Here is a 16,805-nt window from a genome sequence, read left to right as displayed (position 1 = left end):
GAAAAGTAGAAAAATGAAGCTTAAAAGAGAGAACCATCACCGGCTGAAAGTGGTTTAAGTCCCTCATTTTTTGAAGTGCCCCTCAGAGTCTCTAATTAAACGGATCTTTCCAAGTAAATTAGAGCGGAGCCTACCGTTATTAGGTTTTAAGCGAGATGATTTATTTAATCATCTAATCAGAGTGGAACCGCGTCTAACAAGCGTCTCTGTCTTCGGACAGGGGCGCTTTTTATTTTTGGAAATATTCAATCTATAAAGCACCAGAAAGGAGGGAAGCGGTATGTTTAAAACAATAAAAGAAGATATTGCAGTTGTTTTTGAACAGGACCCATCGGCAAGAAGTTATTTAGAAGTAATTTTAACTTACTCTGGTATACATGCGATCTGGGCTCATCGGATTGCGCATGCCTTTTATAAACGAAGATTTTTCTTTTTGGCCCGATTGATTTCTCAAATAAGTCGCTTTTTCACAGGAATAGAAATTCATCCTGGTGCAACCATTGGTCGCCGATTTTTTATCGATCACGGAATGGGAGTTGTCATCGGTGAAACGTGTGAAATTGGTGACAATGTTACAGTTTTCCAAGGGGTCACTCTAGGTGGAACAGGGAAAGAAAAAGGTAAGCGGCATCCAACGATTAAGGATAATGCGTTAATTGCTACTGGTGCAAAAGTATTAGGTTCGATTACGATTGGAGAGAATTCTAAAATAGGTGCTGGATCAGTTGTCCTAAAAGATGTTCCTCCAAATTCGACAGTCGTTGGCATTCCAGGCAAAGTCGTTATTCAGGATGGAATTCGAATTGGTAAAGATTTGAATCATTGTGATCTACCGGATCCAATCAATGACCGATTAAAAGAATTAGAATACGAAATTGAAACATTAAAGGAATCAACATTAGAAAGGAGCAAAGTAAATGGCGATTAAAATATATAATACAATGTCGAGAAAAAAAGAAGAATTTGTCCCGCTCGAAGAAGGAAAGGTAAAGATATATGTATGCGGTCCAACCGTGTATAACTTTATTCATATCGGTAATGCAAGACCACCGATCGTCTTCGATACAGTGAGAAGATATTTTGAGTACCGAGGATATGAAGTTCAGTACGTTTCTAATTTTACAGATGTTGATGATAAGCTTATTCGTGTAGCAAATGAATTAGGGGAAGATGTACCAACGATCGCGGATCGTTTTATTGAAGCCTATTTTGCTGATGTATCGGCATTAGGCTGCAGAAAGGCGGATGTACATCCGCGAGTGATGGAAACAATGGATATTATCATCGAGTTCATTGCAAAGCTAATAGAAAAGGATTTTGCTTATGAGTCCGAGGGTGATGTATACTTCCGTACAAGAAAATTTGATGAATATGGGAAGTTGTCACATCAATCTGTTGATGAACTTCGACTTGGAGCAAGGATTGAAGTTGGAGAGAAAAAGCAGGATGGTCTAGATTTCGCCCTTTGGAAGGCAGCGAAAGAAGGGGAAATTTCTTGGGAAAGTCCTTGGGGGCTTGGTCGACCAGGTTGGCATATCGAATGCTCGGCGATGATTAAGAAATTCATGGGAGATTCAATTGATATTCATGCAGGTGGGCAGGATTTATCTTTCCCTCATCACGAAAATGAAATCGCTCAATCCGAAGCCTTATCTGGAAAAGAGCTTGCACGTTATTGGATGCATAATGGTTATATTAATATCGATAATGAAAAAATGTCTAAGTCACTTGGGAACTTTGTCTTAGTGCACGATATTATTCAAAAGCATAACCCGCAAGTATTAAGATTTTTCATGCTATCTGTTCATTATCGCAACCCGATTAACTATAGCGAGGAACTATTAGAAAATACGGCAGCTGCTTTTGACCGAATTCAAACATCCTATCAGAATTTAACTCATCGCCGTGAAATAAGTGCTGATTTAAATCCGAAAAAGCAAGAATGGTTAGAAAAAATAGCGGAATTAAAAGAACAGTTTATCGAAGCAATGGATGATGATTTTAATACAGCAAATGCGGTGTCCGTGCTCTTTGAACTTTCAAAGCTGGCCAATTATTATTTGTTAGAGAAAAATACCTCCGTTGAAGTTATTGATGTCTTTAGGAAAGAATTTGAAGAATTATTTGGGGTACTCGGTCTGGAACTGAAACAAGCTGAGCTACTTGATGAGGAAATTGAAACGTTAATCCAAAAAAGAATTGATGCAAGGAAAAATCGAGACTTCGCATTATCTGACCAAATACGCGATCAATTAAAAGAGATGAATATCATTTTGGAAGATACACCTCAAGGCACCCGTTGGAAAAGAGGCTAAAGGATGCTTCCATATGATGAGAAAATTGATGAAAAACAATTAAATAGTCTTGCCCTTGCTTATATGGGTGATGCCGTATTTGAAACATATGTCCGTCATCACCTATTACAAAAGGGTAAGGTGAAGCCCAATCAGCTTCATCGGGAAGCGACAAAATTTGTTTCAGCAAAATCACAAGCGAGTTTATTATTTCATCTGCTAGATGAGGGATACTTAACAGAACATGAAATAGCGGTGGTGAAGCGGGGGAGAAATGCAAAGTCTGGTTCGATTCCGAAAAATACGGATGTTCAAACGTATCGGTATGGAACAGCCTTTGAAGCATTAATTGGCTATCTATATTTATCAAATAGTATCAATCGGTTAGAGGAAATGATCCAATTCATCTTTACATTTATAGAAGAAAAGGAAGGAGGAAAAGTAGAATGAGCGAAGAATACGTCATTGGTAAAAATCCAGTTTTGGAAGCATTAAAATCAGGTCGAGATATTAATAAAATTTATATTATAGAGGGATTGCAAAGAGGCCCAATGCTTCAGATTACCGAACTTGCAAAAGAAAATAATGTGATCATTCAATTTGTTCCGAAGAAAAAGCTTGATCAAATGAACGACGGGAATCACCAGGGGGTTATTGCTCACGTAGCTGCTTATCAATATTCAGAGCTGGATGATTTATTTAATTTGGCAGAAAAAAGAAACGAACTCCCTTTCTTTCTCATATTAGATGAAATTGAAGACCCGCATAATTTGGGCTCTATCATGAGAACAGCAGATGCAGTGGGGGCACATGGAATTATTATTCCGAAGCGTCGAGCTGTGGGATTAACCGCAACGGTAGCAAAGGTTTCAACAGGTGCTATCGAATATATTCCTGTCGTAAGGGTAACAAATATGGCAAGAACTATCGATGAACTAAAGGAAAGAGGCATTTGGATAGCAGGAACGGATGCAAAAGGCAGTGATGATTACCGGAGAATGGATGCAAGTATGCCGCTAGGTTTAGTCATAGGCAGTGAAGGAAAAGGAATGGGACGACTCATTCGTGAGAAATGTGATTTTCTATTTCATCTTCCTATGGCAGGTCATGTTACGTCCTTAAATGCTTCTGTAGCAGCAGCCATTCTAATGTATGAGGTATATCGAAAAAGACAACCGATAGAGGGATAAGCATGGATATCCTCATTGTTGATGGATATAACATGATCGGGGCTTGGGGAGAGCTACGAGCGTTAAGGGACAAGGATCTTCCCGCTGCGAGAGATCGTTTAGTGGAGATGATGGCGGAGTACCAAGCCTTTACTGGATATCGGGTCATTATCGTTTTTGATGCTCATTTTGTCCAAGGAACAGAGAAGAAATACCGAAATTATAAAATTGATATTATTTTTACGAAAGAAAATGAAACAGCGGATGAGCGAATTGAGAAGCTAGCCATTCAATTGAATAATCGAAAAACACAAATTCATGTTGCAACCTCCGACTTTACCGAGCAATGGTCAATTTTTGGACAAGGAGCCTTAAGAAAGTCAGCAAGGGAATTATTAATTGAAGTCCAATCCATTGATAAAAAAATTGAAAAGAGCGTTCAGAAAATTCAGGAGCAACGCCCGCTTTCGAAAATTAAGCTTAGTGATGAAGTGGCAGAAATTTTCGAAAAATGGCGCAGAGGACAGCAGTGACTCTCTTGACGCTTGGAAAAACCTTACTGTATAATATTGCTATCTATGCTTTTACAGTCGGAGGGATCTAGTGTGAGTGTTGACTTAAGAACAAAAATCAACGAAAAATATTCCCACCTAGAAGATGAAGAAATTGTTGATTTGGTCCATAAAGGTGAAAGCGAAGCGTTAGATTACCTCATACATAAATATCGTAATTTTGTTCGTGCAAAGGCTAGATCGTATTTTTTGATTGGTGCGGATAAAGAGGATATTGTACAGGAAGGGATGATCGGACTTTATAAAGCAATCCGTGACTTTAAAGAGGACAAGCTTACCTCATTTAAAGCATTTGCTGAACTCTGTATTACCCGGCAAATTATTACCGCTATTAAAACAGCGACTAGACAAAAACATATTCCTCTCAATTCCTATGTTTCTTTAGATAAGCCTATTTATGATGAAGAATCTGATCGAACTCTAATGGATGTGATATCAGGGGCGAAAGTAATGGATCCAGAAGAGCTCATTATCAGTCAAGAAGAGTTTGATCAGATTGAATTTAAGATGGCCGAATTATTAAGTGACTTGGAACGAAAAGTATTAGCCCTTTATTTAGATGGGCAATCATATCAAGAAATTTCAGAAGAGTTAAACAGGCATGTTAAATCCATTGACAATGCTCTTCAACGCGTAAAACGTAAATTAGAAAGATACCTCGAGATTCGTGAGTTTTCATTGTAATGTACGTGTTATTGACAACCCTTAACTCACATGTTACATTTTTAAGGATATAATTAAGGATATTAGTAGGTGTCAGGATGAATAAAAAAGTGGTTCTTTCTTGTGTAGATTGTGGTTCGCGGAACTATACAACAGTGAGCAATAAAGCAACTCAACCTGAAAGACTTGAACTAAAAAAGTTCTGTTCTACTTGTAATAAACATAGTATTCACCGAGAAACAAAGTAAAAACAATAGATATAAAATGAAAAAGAAATCATTGTATTATGGTGGTTTGGGGGTTAATAAATGCAACGCATAGTAAATTTTTTCCGTGATGTTGTTCGCGAAATGAAGAAGGTTAGCTGGCCCAAGCGTAAAGAGATGACTAATTATACAATTACGGTTATGGCAACAGTTACTTTATTTGCAATCTTTTTTGCGGTTTTGGATTTAGGGATTTCTGAGTTAATTCGTCTGATCCTTGAATAACCGATGGCAGGTTATGGTATAATGGAAAAAGAATGAGACAAACCGTGTAAAGCCCGTTTAGCGGGTTTTTTCATTTGGACAAGAAAAGCGGAAGCGGCTTATGATCTGAGGTCGACAAAAACGCGATGTCCTGTTGCATTGTCGACACTAGGACATCCTGTACGTCGGGACTAGCGTGCTTGCGCTAGACATTTTTTAAAAGCGAAATATTAACACTAAATTTATTTCAACGATAGGGAGGGAAGGACAATTTAGTCCTCTTGAATGGAAAAAAATTGGTATGTTGTTCACACGTACTCTGGATATGAGAATAAAGTAAAAGCAAACCTCGAAAAGCGTGTAGAATCGATGGGAATGCAAGATAAGATCTTCAGAGTTGTCGTTCCGGAAGAAGAAGAAACAGATATTAAAAACGGCAAAAAGAAAATTGTAAAAAGAAAAGTATTTCCAGGTTATGTATTAGTAGAAATTGTGATGACGGATGATTCCTGGTATGTGGTTCGTAATACACCTGGTGTAACGGGCTTCGTTGGTTCAGCGGGTTCTGGTTCAAAACCAACACCGCTTTTGCCGGAGGAAGTAGTTGTTATTTTAAAACGCATGGGTGTAGAAGAAAAACGTATCGACTTTGACTTTACGATTGGGGAAACCGTTCAGGTGAAAGAAGGTCCATTTGCAAACTTCACAGGTACAATTGAAGAGATGGATAAAGATAAAGCGAAGCTGAAAGTATTAGTGAATATGTTTGGTCGTGACACTCCAGTTGAGCTTGATTTTACACAGATTGAAAAAATATAACCCAAAAAAACTTGAAATCAAATTAAAAAAATGTTAATATTTCATAGGTCAGTATGTCTCGGAAATGAGACTGGACAAATTTGTAAAAGTTCTTTATTTTTATATAAAGAAAATTGTTGAGTGGGAGGGTAAAACCCTATTACCACATCACGGACTTTAAGGAGGTGTGTCTCGTGGCTAAAAAAGTAATTAAAGTTGTTAAATTACAAATTCCTGCTGGAAAAGCTAATCCAGCGCCACCGGTTGGTCCTGCACTAGGTCAAGCAGGTGTTAATATCATGGGATTCTGTAAAGAGTTTAACGCTCGTACAGCTGATCAAGCCGGTTTAATCATTCCTGTTGAAATTACGGTTTTTGAAGACCGTTCATTTACATTTATTACGAAAACTCCTCCTGCTGCAGTATTATTAAAAGTAGCAGCTGGAATCCAGTCTGGTTCTGGACAACCAAACCGTAATAAAGTAGCAACAGTTAAGCGTAATACAGTACGCGAGATTGCTGAACAGAAAATGCCTGACCTTAACGCAGCAAGCGTAGAAGCAGCTATGCGTATGGTTGAAGGTACTGCTCGCAGCATGGGTATTGTAATCGAAGATTAATCTTGTGTTTTGTTGTTTGATTGGGGTTGCGGGGGCGAACTAAGTTTCACTTCGCAACCTTTATTCGTGGGAGGTAAATCCGTTAAAACCACATTTTAGGAGGATTTTAAAATGGCTAAAAAAGGTAAAAAGTATTTAGAAGCTGCAAAGCTTGTAGATCGTACAAAAGCTTATCCAATTGGAGAAGCAATTGAACTTGCAAAGAAAACAAACTTTGCGAAATTCGATGCAACTTTAGAAGTAGCTTTCCGTTTAGGAGTAGACCCTAAGAAAGCTGACCAACAAATCCGTGGAGCAGTTGTGCTTCCAAACGGAACTGGTAAAGTTCAACGCGTTTTAGTTTTTGCTAAAGGTGAAAAAGTGAAAGAAGCTGAAGCAGCTGGTGCAGACTATGTTGGCGATGCTGAATACATCAACAAAATCCAACAAGGTTGGTTTGAATTTGATGTAATCGTTGCTACACCTGACATGATGGGTGAAGTAGGGAAATTAGGTCGTGTATTAGGACCTAAAGGCTTAATGCCAAACCCTAAAACAGGCACAGTTACATTTGATGTAACAAGAGCTGTAAATGAAATTAAAGCTGGTAAAGTTGAATACCGCGTTGATAAAGCTGGAAACATCCACGTTCCAATCGGTAAATCATCTTTCGAAAACGAAAAGCTAGTTGAAAACTTCAATACAGTTTTTGAAACAATGGTTAAAGTGAAACCTGCTGCAGCAAAAGGTACTTACATGAAGAACGTAACTGTTACTTCAACGATGGGACCTGGTGTGAAAGTAGACCCTTCATCTGTAACTGTAAAATAATAATTGACAATCGCTAAACAACTGATTATAATTAATTTTGTTGTTTGAAAATATATAACATTTGTACCGTAGACAGTAGGGGCTAACGCTTAAAAATCCTACCGAGGTTATTGATAGAATTAAGTTCGTTTAATTACGACTCTTTTATCTGCCTCCATGTCTACAAATGCAGCATGGAGGTTTTTATATGCTCGGTATAAATGTAGCAAATCTACAGGAGGTGTTATAGATGAGCAGCGCTATCGAATCAAAGAAATTAATCGTCGATGAAATCGCAGACAAGTTAAAAAACAGTAAATCAACTATTGTTGTTGATTACCGTGGACTAACAGTTGGTCAAGTAACTGAACTTCGTAAGCAATTACGTGAGGCAGGGATCGATTTCAAAGTTTACAAAAACTCTATGACTCGCCGTGCAGCAGAAGCTGCTGGGTTAGAAGGTTTAAATGCGGCTTTAACAGGCCCTAATGCTATCGCATTCTCAAATGAAGATGTAGTAGCACCAGCGAAAATCCTAAACGATTTTGCGAAAAAGAATGATGCACTTGAAATTAAAGCTGGTGTCATCGAAGGAAACATCGCAACTGTTGAAGAAGTTAAAGCTCTTGCTGAACTTCCATCACGCGAAGGTTTACTATCTATGTTACTCAGCGTTCTTCAAGCTCCTATCCGCAACCTTGCACTTGTTGCAAAAGCGGTGGCAGATCAAAAAGAAGAACAAGGCGCGTAAGCTGACCTTATCGGTATTATCATATTAAAACAAAATTTAAGGAGGAAATCTTATCATGACTAAAGAACAAATCATTGAAGCAGTTAAATCTATGACTGTTTTAGAATTAAACGACCTAGTAAAAGCAATCGAAGAAGAGTTTGGTGTAACTGCAGCTGCTCCTGTAGCTGTTGTGGCTGGTGGCGGTGCTGCTGCTGCTGAAGAAAAAACTGAGTTTGACGTTGTTCTTGCTTCTGCAGGCGACCAAAAAATCAAAGTTATCAAAGTTGTACGTGAAATCACTGGTCTTGGTCTTAAAGAAGCAAAAGACCTTGTTGACAACACTCCAAAGCCAGTTAAAGAAGGCGTTTCTAAAGAAGAAGCTGAAGATATCAAAGCTAAACTTGAAGAAGTTGGAGCTAACGTTGAAGTTAAGTAATTCAAATATGAAAAAGCTCGCTATTAGGCGGGCTTTTTTCCTCTAGTAAAAATTTAAATCCTCATTACACTTCTATCATATCTTTGGAGGTGGTAAAAGATGACTGAACATTACTATTCCAAAAAGCAACAAGTTGAAAGTAGTCCGCGAAACTGGAGTTTTAAACTAAGAGACCGTTCATTTCGATTTACAACAGACAATGGTGTATTTTCAAAGGCAGAGGTTGATTTTGGATCAAGATTATTAGTTGAAACTTTTATTTTTCCAGAAATAGGTGGGGACATACTTGATGTTGGTTGTGGTTATGGTCCAATTGGCCTTTCAATAGCGAATGCTGATTCTGGTCGTAAAGTACATATGGTAGACGTAAATGAAAGAGCACTTCATTTAGCAAAAGAGAATGCTGAGCTAAATCAAATCTCAAATGTTTCTATATATGAAAGTTATTGTTTGGACCAAGTGGTTACAGATAACTTTGCTGCAATCTTGACCAATCCACCAATTCGGGCGGGCAAGAAAGTGGTTCATCAAATTTTGGAACAAAGCTACCATCACTTAGTACCTCAAGGTGAATTGTGGGTTGTGATTCAAAAGAAACAGGGAGCACCTTCTGCGATTGAGAAATTAGAAGAGATTTTTTCTGAAGTTGAGGTCGTAGAGAAGAAAAAAGGCTATTTTATCATTAAGGCAACAAAACATTTGACGTAAGTAATACCCCTATGTTAGCATTATAAAATGCCAACAAAGTATACTCTGGAAAAATGCTAAATTAAACAATCTTTGTATAATTTTGGTTTAACGGGGAATGCTATTAAAATAATAGTGTAAATGTGGAAATGTGGTTTTTTTGCTTAAAAACCCTTTTTCTTTTTGTCTTATGGATGCATGATTTTTGCAACTATAAGATTTAATAGATGTAATAATAACGCTTGATTTGAGGGGTGAATCAGTTGACAGGACAACTAGTTCAATATGGACGACACCGCCAACGAAGAAGTTATGCGCGTATCAGTGAAGTTTTAGAATTACCAAATTTAATTGAAATCCAAACCTCTTCCTATCAGTGGTTTCTTGATGAGGGTTTGCGTGAGATGTTTCAGGATATTTCACCAATTGAAGACTTTACTGGTAATCTATCGCTAGAATTTATTGATTACAGTCTTGGCGAACCAAAATATTCCGTTGCGGAATCAAAAGAACGAGATGTCACATATTCGGCACCATTACGTGTGAAAGTGCGTCTTATCAACAAAGAAACTGGTGAAGTAAAAGACCAGGATGTTTTCATGGGGGATTTCCCTTTGATGACTGAAACAGGTACATTTGTGATCAATGGGGCTGAACGTGTTATCGTTTCTCAGCTTGTTCGTTCGCCAAGTGTATATTTCAGTGGGAAAGTTGATAAAAACGGTAAAAAAGGTTTTACCGCTACGGTTATTCCTAATCGTGGTGCATGGCTTGAATATGAGACAGATGCGAAAGATGTAGTATATGTTAGAATCGATCGTACCCGGAAACTACCCGTTACGGTTCTTTTGCGTGCTCTCGGGTTCGGCTCTGATCAGGAAATCACCGAATTGATTGGAGATAATGAATATCTTCGCAATACATTAGACAAAGACAATACAGAAAGCACTGAAAAAGCATTATTGGAAATTTATGAGCGTCTACGTCCAGGAGAACCGCCGACAGTAGAGAATGCAAAAAGCTTATTAGTTTCAAGATTTTTTGATCCTAAGCGCTATGATTTAGCGAGTGTAGGACGTTATAAAATTAATAAAAAGCTTCATATAAAAAATCGTTTGTTTGGTCAGCGTGTAGCAGAAACGCTTGTTGATCCAGAAACAGGTGAAATTATCGTTGAAAAAGGTACGATTTTAGATCGTCGTACTCTTGATAAAATTCTACCTTTCTTAGAAAACAATCATATTGGTTATAAGACGACACAGCCTGTAGGTGGGGTCGTTGAAGACGCAGTTACTTTACAGTCCATTAAAATCTATGCTCCGCATGATGATAATGAAAAGGTAATCAATGTAATTGGAAATGCCTATATTGAGGAACAGGTGAAAAATATTACGCCTGCAGACATCATGGCTTCCATTAGTTATTTCTTTAACCTATTACATGGGGTTGGCGACACAGATGATATCGATCATTTAGGTAATCGTCGCCTACGTTCTGTAGGTGAACTTCTACAAAATCAATTCCGTATTGGGTTATCTCGTATGGAACGGGTTGTTAGAGAAAGAATGTCTATTCAAGATACGGCAACTATCACTCCACAGCAATTAATTAATATACGTCCAGTAATTGCTTCTATTAAGGAGTTCTTTGGTAGTTCACAATTATCACAGTTCATGGATCAAACGAATCCATTAGCCGAGTTAACTCATAAACGTCGTTTATCTGCATTAGGACCAGGTGGTTTAACACGTGAACGCGCTGGATTTGAAGTACGTGACGTTCACTATTCGCATTATGGTCGTATGTGTCCGATTGAAACACCAGAGGGTCCAAACATTGGATTGATTAACTCTTTGTCGTCATATGCAAAAGTAAATCGCTTTGGATTTATCGAAACACCATATAGACGTATTGACCCTGATACAGGTAAAGTGACTTCTCGAATTGATTATTTAACAGCTGATGAACAAGATAACTATGTTGTCGCACAGGCGAACTCACTTCTATCTGATGACGGTTCATTCTTAGATGAAGATGTTGTAGCTCGTTTTAGGGATGAAAACGTCGTAGTCAATCGAGATCGAATTGACTATATGGATGTTTCGCCTAAGCAGGTTGTATCTGCAGCTACCGCTTGTATCCCATTCTTAGAAAATGACGACTCCAACCGTGCCTTAATGGGAGCGAACATGCAGCGTCAAGCAGTTCCGTTAATGCAACCAGAAGCTCCAAGAGTAGGAACTGGAATGGAATACGTTTCAGGTAAAGACTCGGGTGCTGCGGTTATTTGTAAACATGATGGAATTGTCGAACATGTGGAAGCACGTGAAGTATGGGTCCGTCGTGTAAAAGAAGTAGATGGTCAAGAAGTTAAGGGCGACCTAGATAAATATCGTATGCTTAAATTTATCCGTTCTAACCAAGGAACTTGCTATAATCAAAGACCAATTGTTGCTGTAGGTAATAGAGTAACAAAAGGTGAAATTTTAGCAGATGGTCCATCAATGGAACTGGGTGAATTGGCATTAGGACGTAACGTTCTTGTAGCCTTCCTAAACTGGGATGGTTATAACTATGAGGATGCCATCATCATGAGTGAAAGACTAGTGAAGGATGATGTATATACCTCGATTCATATTGAAGAATACGAATCAGAATCTCGTGATACAAAACTAGGGCCAGAAGAAATTACACGTGACATTCCGAATGTCGGTGAAGATGCTCTACGAAATTTAGACGAGCGAGGTATCATTCGAATTGGTGCTGAAGTAAAAGATGGAGATTTACTTGTTGGGAAGGTTACTCCTAAAGGTGTGACTGAATTAACAGCAGAAGAACGTCTATTACATGCTATATTCGGTGAAAAGGCTCGTGAAGTACGTGACACCTCCTTACGTGTTCCAAATGGTGGTGGTGGTATTGTTCTAGATGTAAAAGTCTTCAATCGTGAAGATGGTGACGAATTACCTCCAGGAGTAAACCAATTAGTACGTGCCTACATTGTTCAGAAACGTAAAATCTCTGAAGGTGATAAAATGGCTGGACGACACGGTAATAAAGGGGTAATTTCCCGTATTTTACCGGAAGAAGATATGCCGTATTTACCTGATGGTACACCTGTTGATATTATGTTAAATCCATTAGGGGTTCCATCTCGTATGAATATCGGTCAGGTATTAGAGCTTCATCTTGGAATGGCCGCACGTTATCTTAATATTCACGTAGCTTCTCCGGTATTTGACGGTGCTCGTGAGGAAGATGTATGGTCAACCATTGAAGAAGCAGGTATGGCTCGTGATGCGAAAACTGTCCTTTATGATGGCCGTACAGGAGAACCATTTGATAACCGTGTATCCGTTGGGGTCATGTACATGATTAAACTAGCGCACATGGTTGATGATAAGCTTCATGCTCGTTCTACTGGTCCTTACTCGCTTGTAACGCAGCAACCACTTGGTGGTAAGGCTCAGTTCGGTGGACAACGTTTTGGTGAGATGGAAGTATGGGCACTTGAAGCATATGGTGCTGCATATACATTGCAAGAAATTCTAACTGTAAAATCGGATGATGTTGTCGGTCGTGTGAAAACATACGAAGCGATAGTAAAAGGTGAAAATGTCCCTGAGCCAGGTGTCCCTGAGTCATTTAAAGTATTAATAAAAGAGCTTCAAAGTTTAGGTATGGATGTTAAAATTCTTTCCGGAAACGATGAAGAAATCGAAATGAGAGATACAGAAGATGATGATGACATTCAACAGGCAGAATCTTTTACGATTGCTCCTGAATCTGAAATCTCAGTAGAAACTGTAAGTATAAAAGACTAAATCCTCTTTCATTTATTGGTAGCTACTCCGCTCTAGAAAGAACGGAGTAGCGCCGATTAATCGCAATTAGGGTAAAACCTGAAGATCAAAAGGGAGGTAGCCCCTTGATAGATGTTAATAATTTTGAATATATGAAGATTGGTCTTGCTTCACCAGATAAGATTCGCTCTTGGTCTTTCGGTGAGGTGAAAAAGCCAGAAACTATTAATTATCGTACACTAAAGCCAGAAAAAGACGGTTTATTCTGCGAACGAATTTTTGGTCCTACAAAGGACTGGGAATGTCATTGCGGAAAATACAAACGTGTTCGTTATAAAGGTGTTGTCTGTGACCGATGCGGCGTTGAAGTGACGCGTGCAAAAGTCCGTCGTGAGCGCATGGGGCATATTGAATTAGCTGCTCCTGTATCTCATATTTGGTATTTTAAAGGGATTCCAAGTCGAATGGGTCTAGTATTAGACATGTCACCACGTGCATTAGAGGAAGTCATTTACTTTGCTTCTTATGTTGTGACAGAAACAGGCGACACGACTCTTGAAAAGAAACAATTATTATCAGAAAAAGAATATCGTGCTTACCGAGATAAGTACGGCAATAAATTCCAGGCATCTATGGGTGCCGAAGCCATTAAAAAGCTTTTACAAGATATCGAACTTTTAAAAGAAGTTGATATTTTAAAAGAGGAATTAAAAACAGCTCAAGGTCAACGTAGAACTCGAGCAATCAAACGTTTAGAAGTTTTAGAAGCATTCCGTAATTCAGGAAACGAGCCATCTTGGATGATATTAGATGTATTACCAGTTATTCCACCAGAACTTCGTCCGATGGTTCAATTGGATGGAGGTCGTTTTGCGACATCGGATCTAAATGATCTATATCGCCGTGTAATCAACCGTAACAATCGTTTAAAACGACTATTGGATTTAGGTGCTCCAAGTATTATCGTTCAAAATGAAAAACGTATGCTTCAGGAGGCAGTAGATGCTTTAATTGATAATGGTCGACGTGGACGTCCAGTTACAGGACCAGGAAATAGACCATTAAAATCTCTTTCACATATGCTTAAAGGGAAACAAGGTCGTTTCCGTCAAAATCTATTAGGTAAGCGTGTTGACTATTCTGGCCGTTCGGTTATCGTTGTTGGACCGAACTTAAAGATGTATCAATGTGGTCTTCCAAAAGAAATGGCTCTTGAATTATTTAAGCCGTTTGTTATGAAAGAGCTAGTAGAAAAAGGCTTAGCACATAATATTAAATCAGCTAAACGAAAAATTGAGAGAGTTCAGCCAGATGTGTGGGATGTCCTTGAGGATGTCATTAAAGAACATCCTGTTTTATTGAACCGTGCACCAACTCTACACAGACTTGGAATTCAAGCGTTCGAGCCGACATTGGTAGAAGGTCGTGCGATCCGCTTGCACCCATTAGTATGTACAGCTTATAACGCGGACTTCGATGGAGACCAAATGGCTGTTCACGTTCCGCTTTCTGCAGAAGCACAAGCAGAAGCTAGATTGCTCATGCTTGCAGCTCAAAACATCTTAAACCCTAAAGATGGTAAGCCAGTAGTAACACCTTCTCAAGATATGGTTTTAGGTAACTATTATTTAACGCTTGAGAGAGAAAATGCTGTTGGTGAGGGTATGATTTTTAAAGATACAAATGAAGCTTTACTAGCCTATCAAAATGGCTATGTTCATCTTCATACTCGTGTAGCAGTCCATGCTGGATCGCTTAATAACGAGACTTTTACAGATGAACAAAACCAAAAGTTATTAATTACGACTGTAGGTAAATTAATATTTAATGAAATTTTACCGAAGTCATTCCCTTATATTAATGAACCGACTCAAAATAATTTAGAGGTAGAAACTCCTGCTAAATATTTTGTGGAAAAAGGTGCAGATATTAAAACACTTATTAATGAAATGCCGCTAGTGGATCCATTTAAAAAGAAAATCCTTGGAAATATTATTGCAGAAGTATTTAAACGTTTTAAAATTACAGAAACGTCAAAAATGCTAGACCGCATGAAGGACTTAGGTTTTAAATATTCCTCTAAAGCTGGTATTACAGTAGGTGTAGCGGATATCGTTGTACTTGGTGAAAAAGAAGAAATTTTAAAAGAAGCTCAAACGAAAGTGGATAATGTCTTAAAGCAATTTAGACGTGGTTTAATCACTGAGGATGAGCGCTACGATCGTGTAATTTCTATTTGGAGCCAAGCGAAAGATGTTATTCAAGGAAAATTGATGAAATCTTTAAGTAAGACGAATCCAATTTTCATGATGAGTGATTCCGGAGCCCGTGGTAATGCTTCAAACTTTACACAGCTTGCTGGTATGCGTGGATTGATGGCCAACCCGGCTGGGCGAATTATTGAGTTACCGATTAAGTCAAGTTTCCGTGAAGGATTAACCGTTTTAGAATACTTTATCTCTACGCATGGTGCTCGTAAAGGTCTTGCGGATACAGCCCTTAAAACAGCTGACTCAGGATATTTAACAAGACGTCTTGTTGATGTTGCCCAAGATGTCATTGTCCGTGATGATGATTGTGGTACTGACCGCGGATTATTAGTAAGTGCGTTAAGAGATGGCACTGAAATTATTGAGCCGTTAGAAGAACGTCTAATCGGTCGCTATGCACGTAAAGTGATTAAACACCCTGAAACAAATCAAGTACTGGTAGAAGAGAATGGTCTAATTACTGAGGATATTGCGAAAGAGATTACTTCTTCCGGAATTGAAACAGTAAACATCAGATCTGCCTTTACATGTAATACGAGACATGGTGTGTGTAAAAAGTGTTATGGCCGCAATTTAGCAACGGGTCAGGAAGTAGAAGTAGGCGAGGCAGTTGGAATTATCGCTGCTCAATCTATTGGAGAGCCTGGTACACAGTTAACGATGCGTACATTCCATACTGGTGGGGTAGCAGGGGATGATATTACCCAAGGTTTACCGCGTATTCAAGAATTATTTGAAGCACGTAATCCTAAAGGGCAAGCTGTTATTTCTGAACTTAATGGTGTGGTTGTTGGAATTAATGAAGGTCGAGACCGTCAACACGAAATCATTGTTCAAGGTGAACTTGAATCAAGAACATACACAGCTCCGTATACTGCACGTTTAAAGGTTGCTGTAAACGATCATGTGTTAAGAGGTCAAGAGCTTACAGAAGGTTCCATTGATCCGAAGGAATTATTAAGAGTAAAAGACGTTGGTTCTGTCCAAGAGTATTTATTACGTGAAGTTCAAAAAGTTTACCGTATGCAAGGGGTAGAAATTGGTGATAAGCACGTTGAAGTAATGGTTCGACAAATGCTTCGTAAAGTTCGTGTTATTGATGCGGGTGAAACAGATGTATTACCTGGATCATTATTAGATATTCACCAGTTTACTGATGCTAACGAGAAGGCATTATTAGAAGGTAATTTACCTGCAACATGCCGACCAGTTCTTCTTGGTATTACGAAAGCTTCACTTGAAACAGATTCGTTCTTATCAGCTGCTTCTTTCCAAGAAACAACTCGTGTTCTAACAGATGCAGCAATCAAAGGTAAAAGAGATGAATTACTTGGATTAAAAGAAAACGTCATAATCGGAAAACTTGTACCTGCAGGAACTGGAATGCAGCGTTATCGCAAAACAGAGTCATTCCTAAAAGGTGAAATGACAGAAGAACCACTATTAGTAGAATAAACAGTTTCGGTACTTGTGGAATATCCACAAGTACCGTGTTTTTGAA

Annotated in this window: 16 protein-coding genes and 2 other annotated features (1 of these 18 running past the window's edge); all 16 genes read left to right on the top strand. The window is 38.6% G+C overall.

The window, feature by feature from the left end; translation table 11 throughout:
* Window positions 1–211: a binding site (T-box leader), on the top strand (it extends 17 nt beyond the left edge of the window).
* A 69-nt stretch (window positions 212–280) separates the two neighbouring features.
* The 16 genes from epsC (at window position 281) to rpoC (ending at window position 16,759) form a co-directional block, all read left to right on the top strand.
* Complete coding sequence (epsC, locus tag ACFSO7_RS14925) at window positions 281–928, top strand: serine O-acetyltransferase EpsC (RefSeq protein WP_377878129.1); 648 nt, start codon at window positions 281–283, stop codon at window positions 926–928.
* The gene (cysS, locus tag ACFSO7_RS14920; protein WP_377878128.1) at window positions 918–2,315 is read left to right on the top strand and encodes a cysteine--tRNA ligase; all 1,398 of its coding nucleotides are present in this window, start codon (window positions 918–920) and stop codon (window positions 2,313–2,315) included. Before epsC ends, cysS begins: the two co-directional genes overlap by 11 nt.
* Window positions 2,316–2,318: 3 nt before the next feature.
* The gene (locus ACFSO7_RS14915) at window positions 2,319–2,744 is read left to right on the top strand and encodes a Mini-ribonuclease 3 (RefSeq protein WP_377878127.1); all 426 of its coding nucleotides are present in this window, start codon (window positions 2,319–2,321) and stop codon (window positions 2,742–2,744) included.
* Window positions 2,741–3,484 carry a 23S rRNA (guanosine(2251)-2'-O)-methyltransferase RlmB gene (rlmB, locus tag ACFSO7_RS14910; protein WP_377878126.1) on the top strand — a complete coding sequence of 248 codons (744 nt, stop codon included), beginning with the start codon at window positions 2,741–2,743 and terminating at the stop codon, window positions 3,482–3,484. The genes ACFSO7_RS14915 and rlmB overlap by 4 nt, the downstream gene beginning before the upstream one ends.
* A gap of 2 nt (window positions 3,485–3,486) precedes the next feature.
* Entirely contained in the window at window positions 3,487–3,996 is a 510-nt protein-coding gene (locus ACFSO7_RS14905; protein WP_377878125.1) for an NYN domain-containing protein, read from the top strand.
* Window positions 3,997–4,041: 45 nt separating this feature from the next.
* The gene (gene sigH / locus ACFSO7_RS14900) at window positions 4,042–4,719 is read left to right on the top strand and encodes an RNA polymerase sporulation sigma factor SigH (RefSeq protein ID WP_377878124.1); all 678 of its coding nucleotides are present in this window, start codon (window positions 4,042–4,044) and stop codon (window positions 4,717–4,719) included.
* A 77-nt stretch (window positions 4,720–4,796) separates the two neighbouring features.
* On the top strand, window positions 4,797–4,946 hold the full coding sequence (gene rpmG, locus ACFSO7_RS14895) for a 50S ribosomal protein L33 (RefSeq protein ID WP_377878123.1): 150 nt from the start codon (window positions 4,797–4,799) through the stop codon (window positions 4,944–4,946).
* Window positions 4,947–5,006: 60 nt separating this feature from the next.
* Window positions 5,007–5,189 (top strand): preprotein translocase subunit SecE, encoded by a 183-nt coding sequence (gene secE, locus ACFSO7_RS14890; RefSeq protein ID WP_377878122.1) that lies wholly within the window; start codon window positions 5,007–5,009, stop codon window positions 5,187–5,189.
* 264 nt (window positions 5,190–5,453) lie between these two features.
* Complete coding sequence (gene nusG / locus ACFSO7_RS14885; RefSeq protein WP_377878121.1) at window positions 5,454–5,987, top strand: transcription termination/antitermination protein NusG; 534 nt, start codon at window positions 5,454–5,456, stop codon at window positions 5,985–5,987.
* Between the two features lie 173 nt (window positions 5,988–6,160).
* Window positions 6,161–6,586, top strand: a complete 426-nt coding sequence (gene rplK / locus ACFSO7_RS14880; protein ID WP_192654866.1) for a 50S ribosomal protein L11 — start codon at window positions 6,161–6,163, stop codon at window positions 6,584–6,586.
* Between the two features lie 111 nt (window positions 6,587–6,697).
* Complete coding sequence (gene rplA, locus ACFSO7_RS14875) at window positions 6,698–7,396, top strand: 50S ribosomal protein L1 (protein WP_377878120.1); 699 nt, start codon at window positions 6,698–6,700, stop codon at window positions 7,394–7,396.
* Between the two features lie 48 nt (window positions 7,397–7,444).
* Window positions 7,445–7,591, top strand: a sequence feature (ribosomal protein L10 leader region).
* 34 nt (window positions 7,592–7,625) lie between these two features.
* Entirely contained in the window at window positions 7,626–8,126 is a 501-nt protein-coding gene (gene rplJ / locus ACFSO7_RS14870) for a 50S ribosomal protein L10 (RefSeq protein ID WP_377878119.1), read from the top strand.
* A gap of 55 nt (window positions 8,127–8,181) precedes the next feature.
* A complete protein-coding gene (gene rplL, locus ACFSO7_RS14865; protein ID WP_377878118.1) occupies window positions 8,182–8,544 on the top strand; it encodes a 50S ribosomal protein L7/L12 in 363 nt (120 codons plus the stop codon).
* A gap of 99 nt (window positions 8,545–8,643) precedes the next feature.
* Entirely contained in the window at window positions 8,644–9,252 is a 609-nt protein-coding gene (locus ACFSO7_RS14860; RefSeq protein ID WP_377878117.1) for a class I SAM-dependent methyltransferase, read from the top strand.
* A gap of 242 nt (window positions 9,253–9,494) precedes the next feature.
* Window positions 9,495–13,055 carry a DNA-directed RNA polymerase subunit beta gene (gene rpoB / locus ACFSO7_RS14855; protein WP_377878116.1) on the top strand — a complete coding sequence of 1,187 codons (3,561 nt, stop codon included), beginning with the start codon at window positions 9,495–9,497 and terminating at the stop codon, window positions 13,053–13,055.
* 104 nt (window positions 13,056–13,159) lie between these two features.
* Window positions 13,160–16,759, top strand: coding sequence for a DNA-directed RNA polymerase subunit beta' (rpoC, locus tag ACFSO7_RS14850; protein ID WP_377878115.1), 3,600 nt, complete (start codon window positions 13,160–13,162; stop codon window positions 16,757–16,759).
* The last annotated feature ends 46 nt before the right edge of the window (window positions 16,760–16,805 follow it).

Origin of the sequence: Bacillus sp. CGMCC 1.16607, assembly GCF_042683745.1 — a bacterium.
Taxonomy (GTDB): domain Bacteria; phylum Bacillota; class Bacilli; order Bacillales; family Cytobacillaceae; genus Pseudoneobacillus.
Note: the sequence above shows the minus strand (reverse complement) of the source record. Positions and strands in the feature narration are given on the sequence as shown.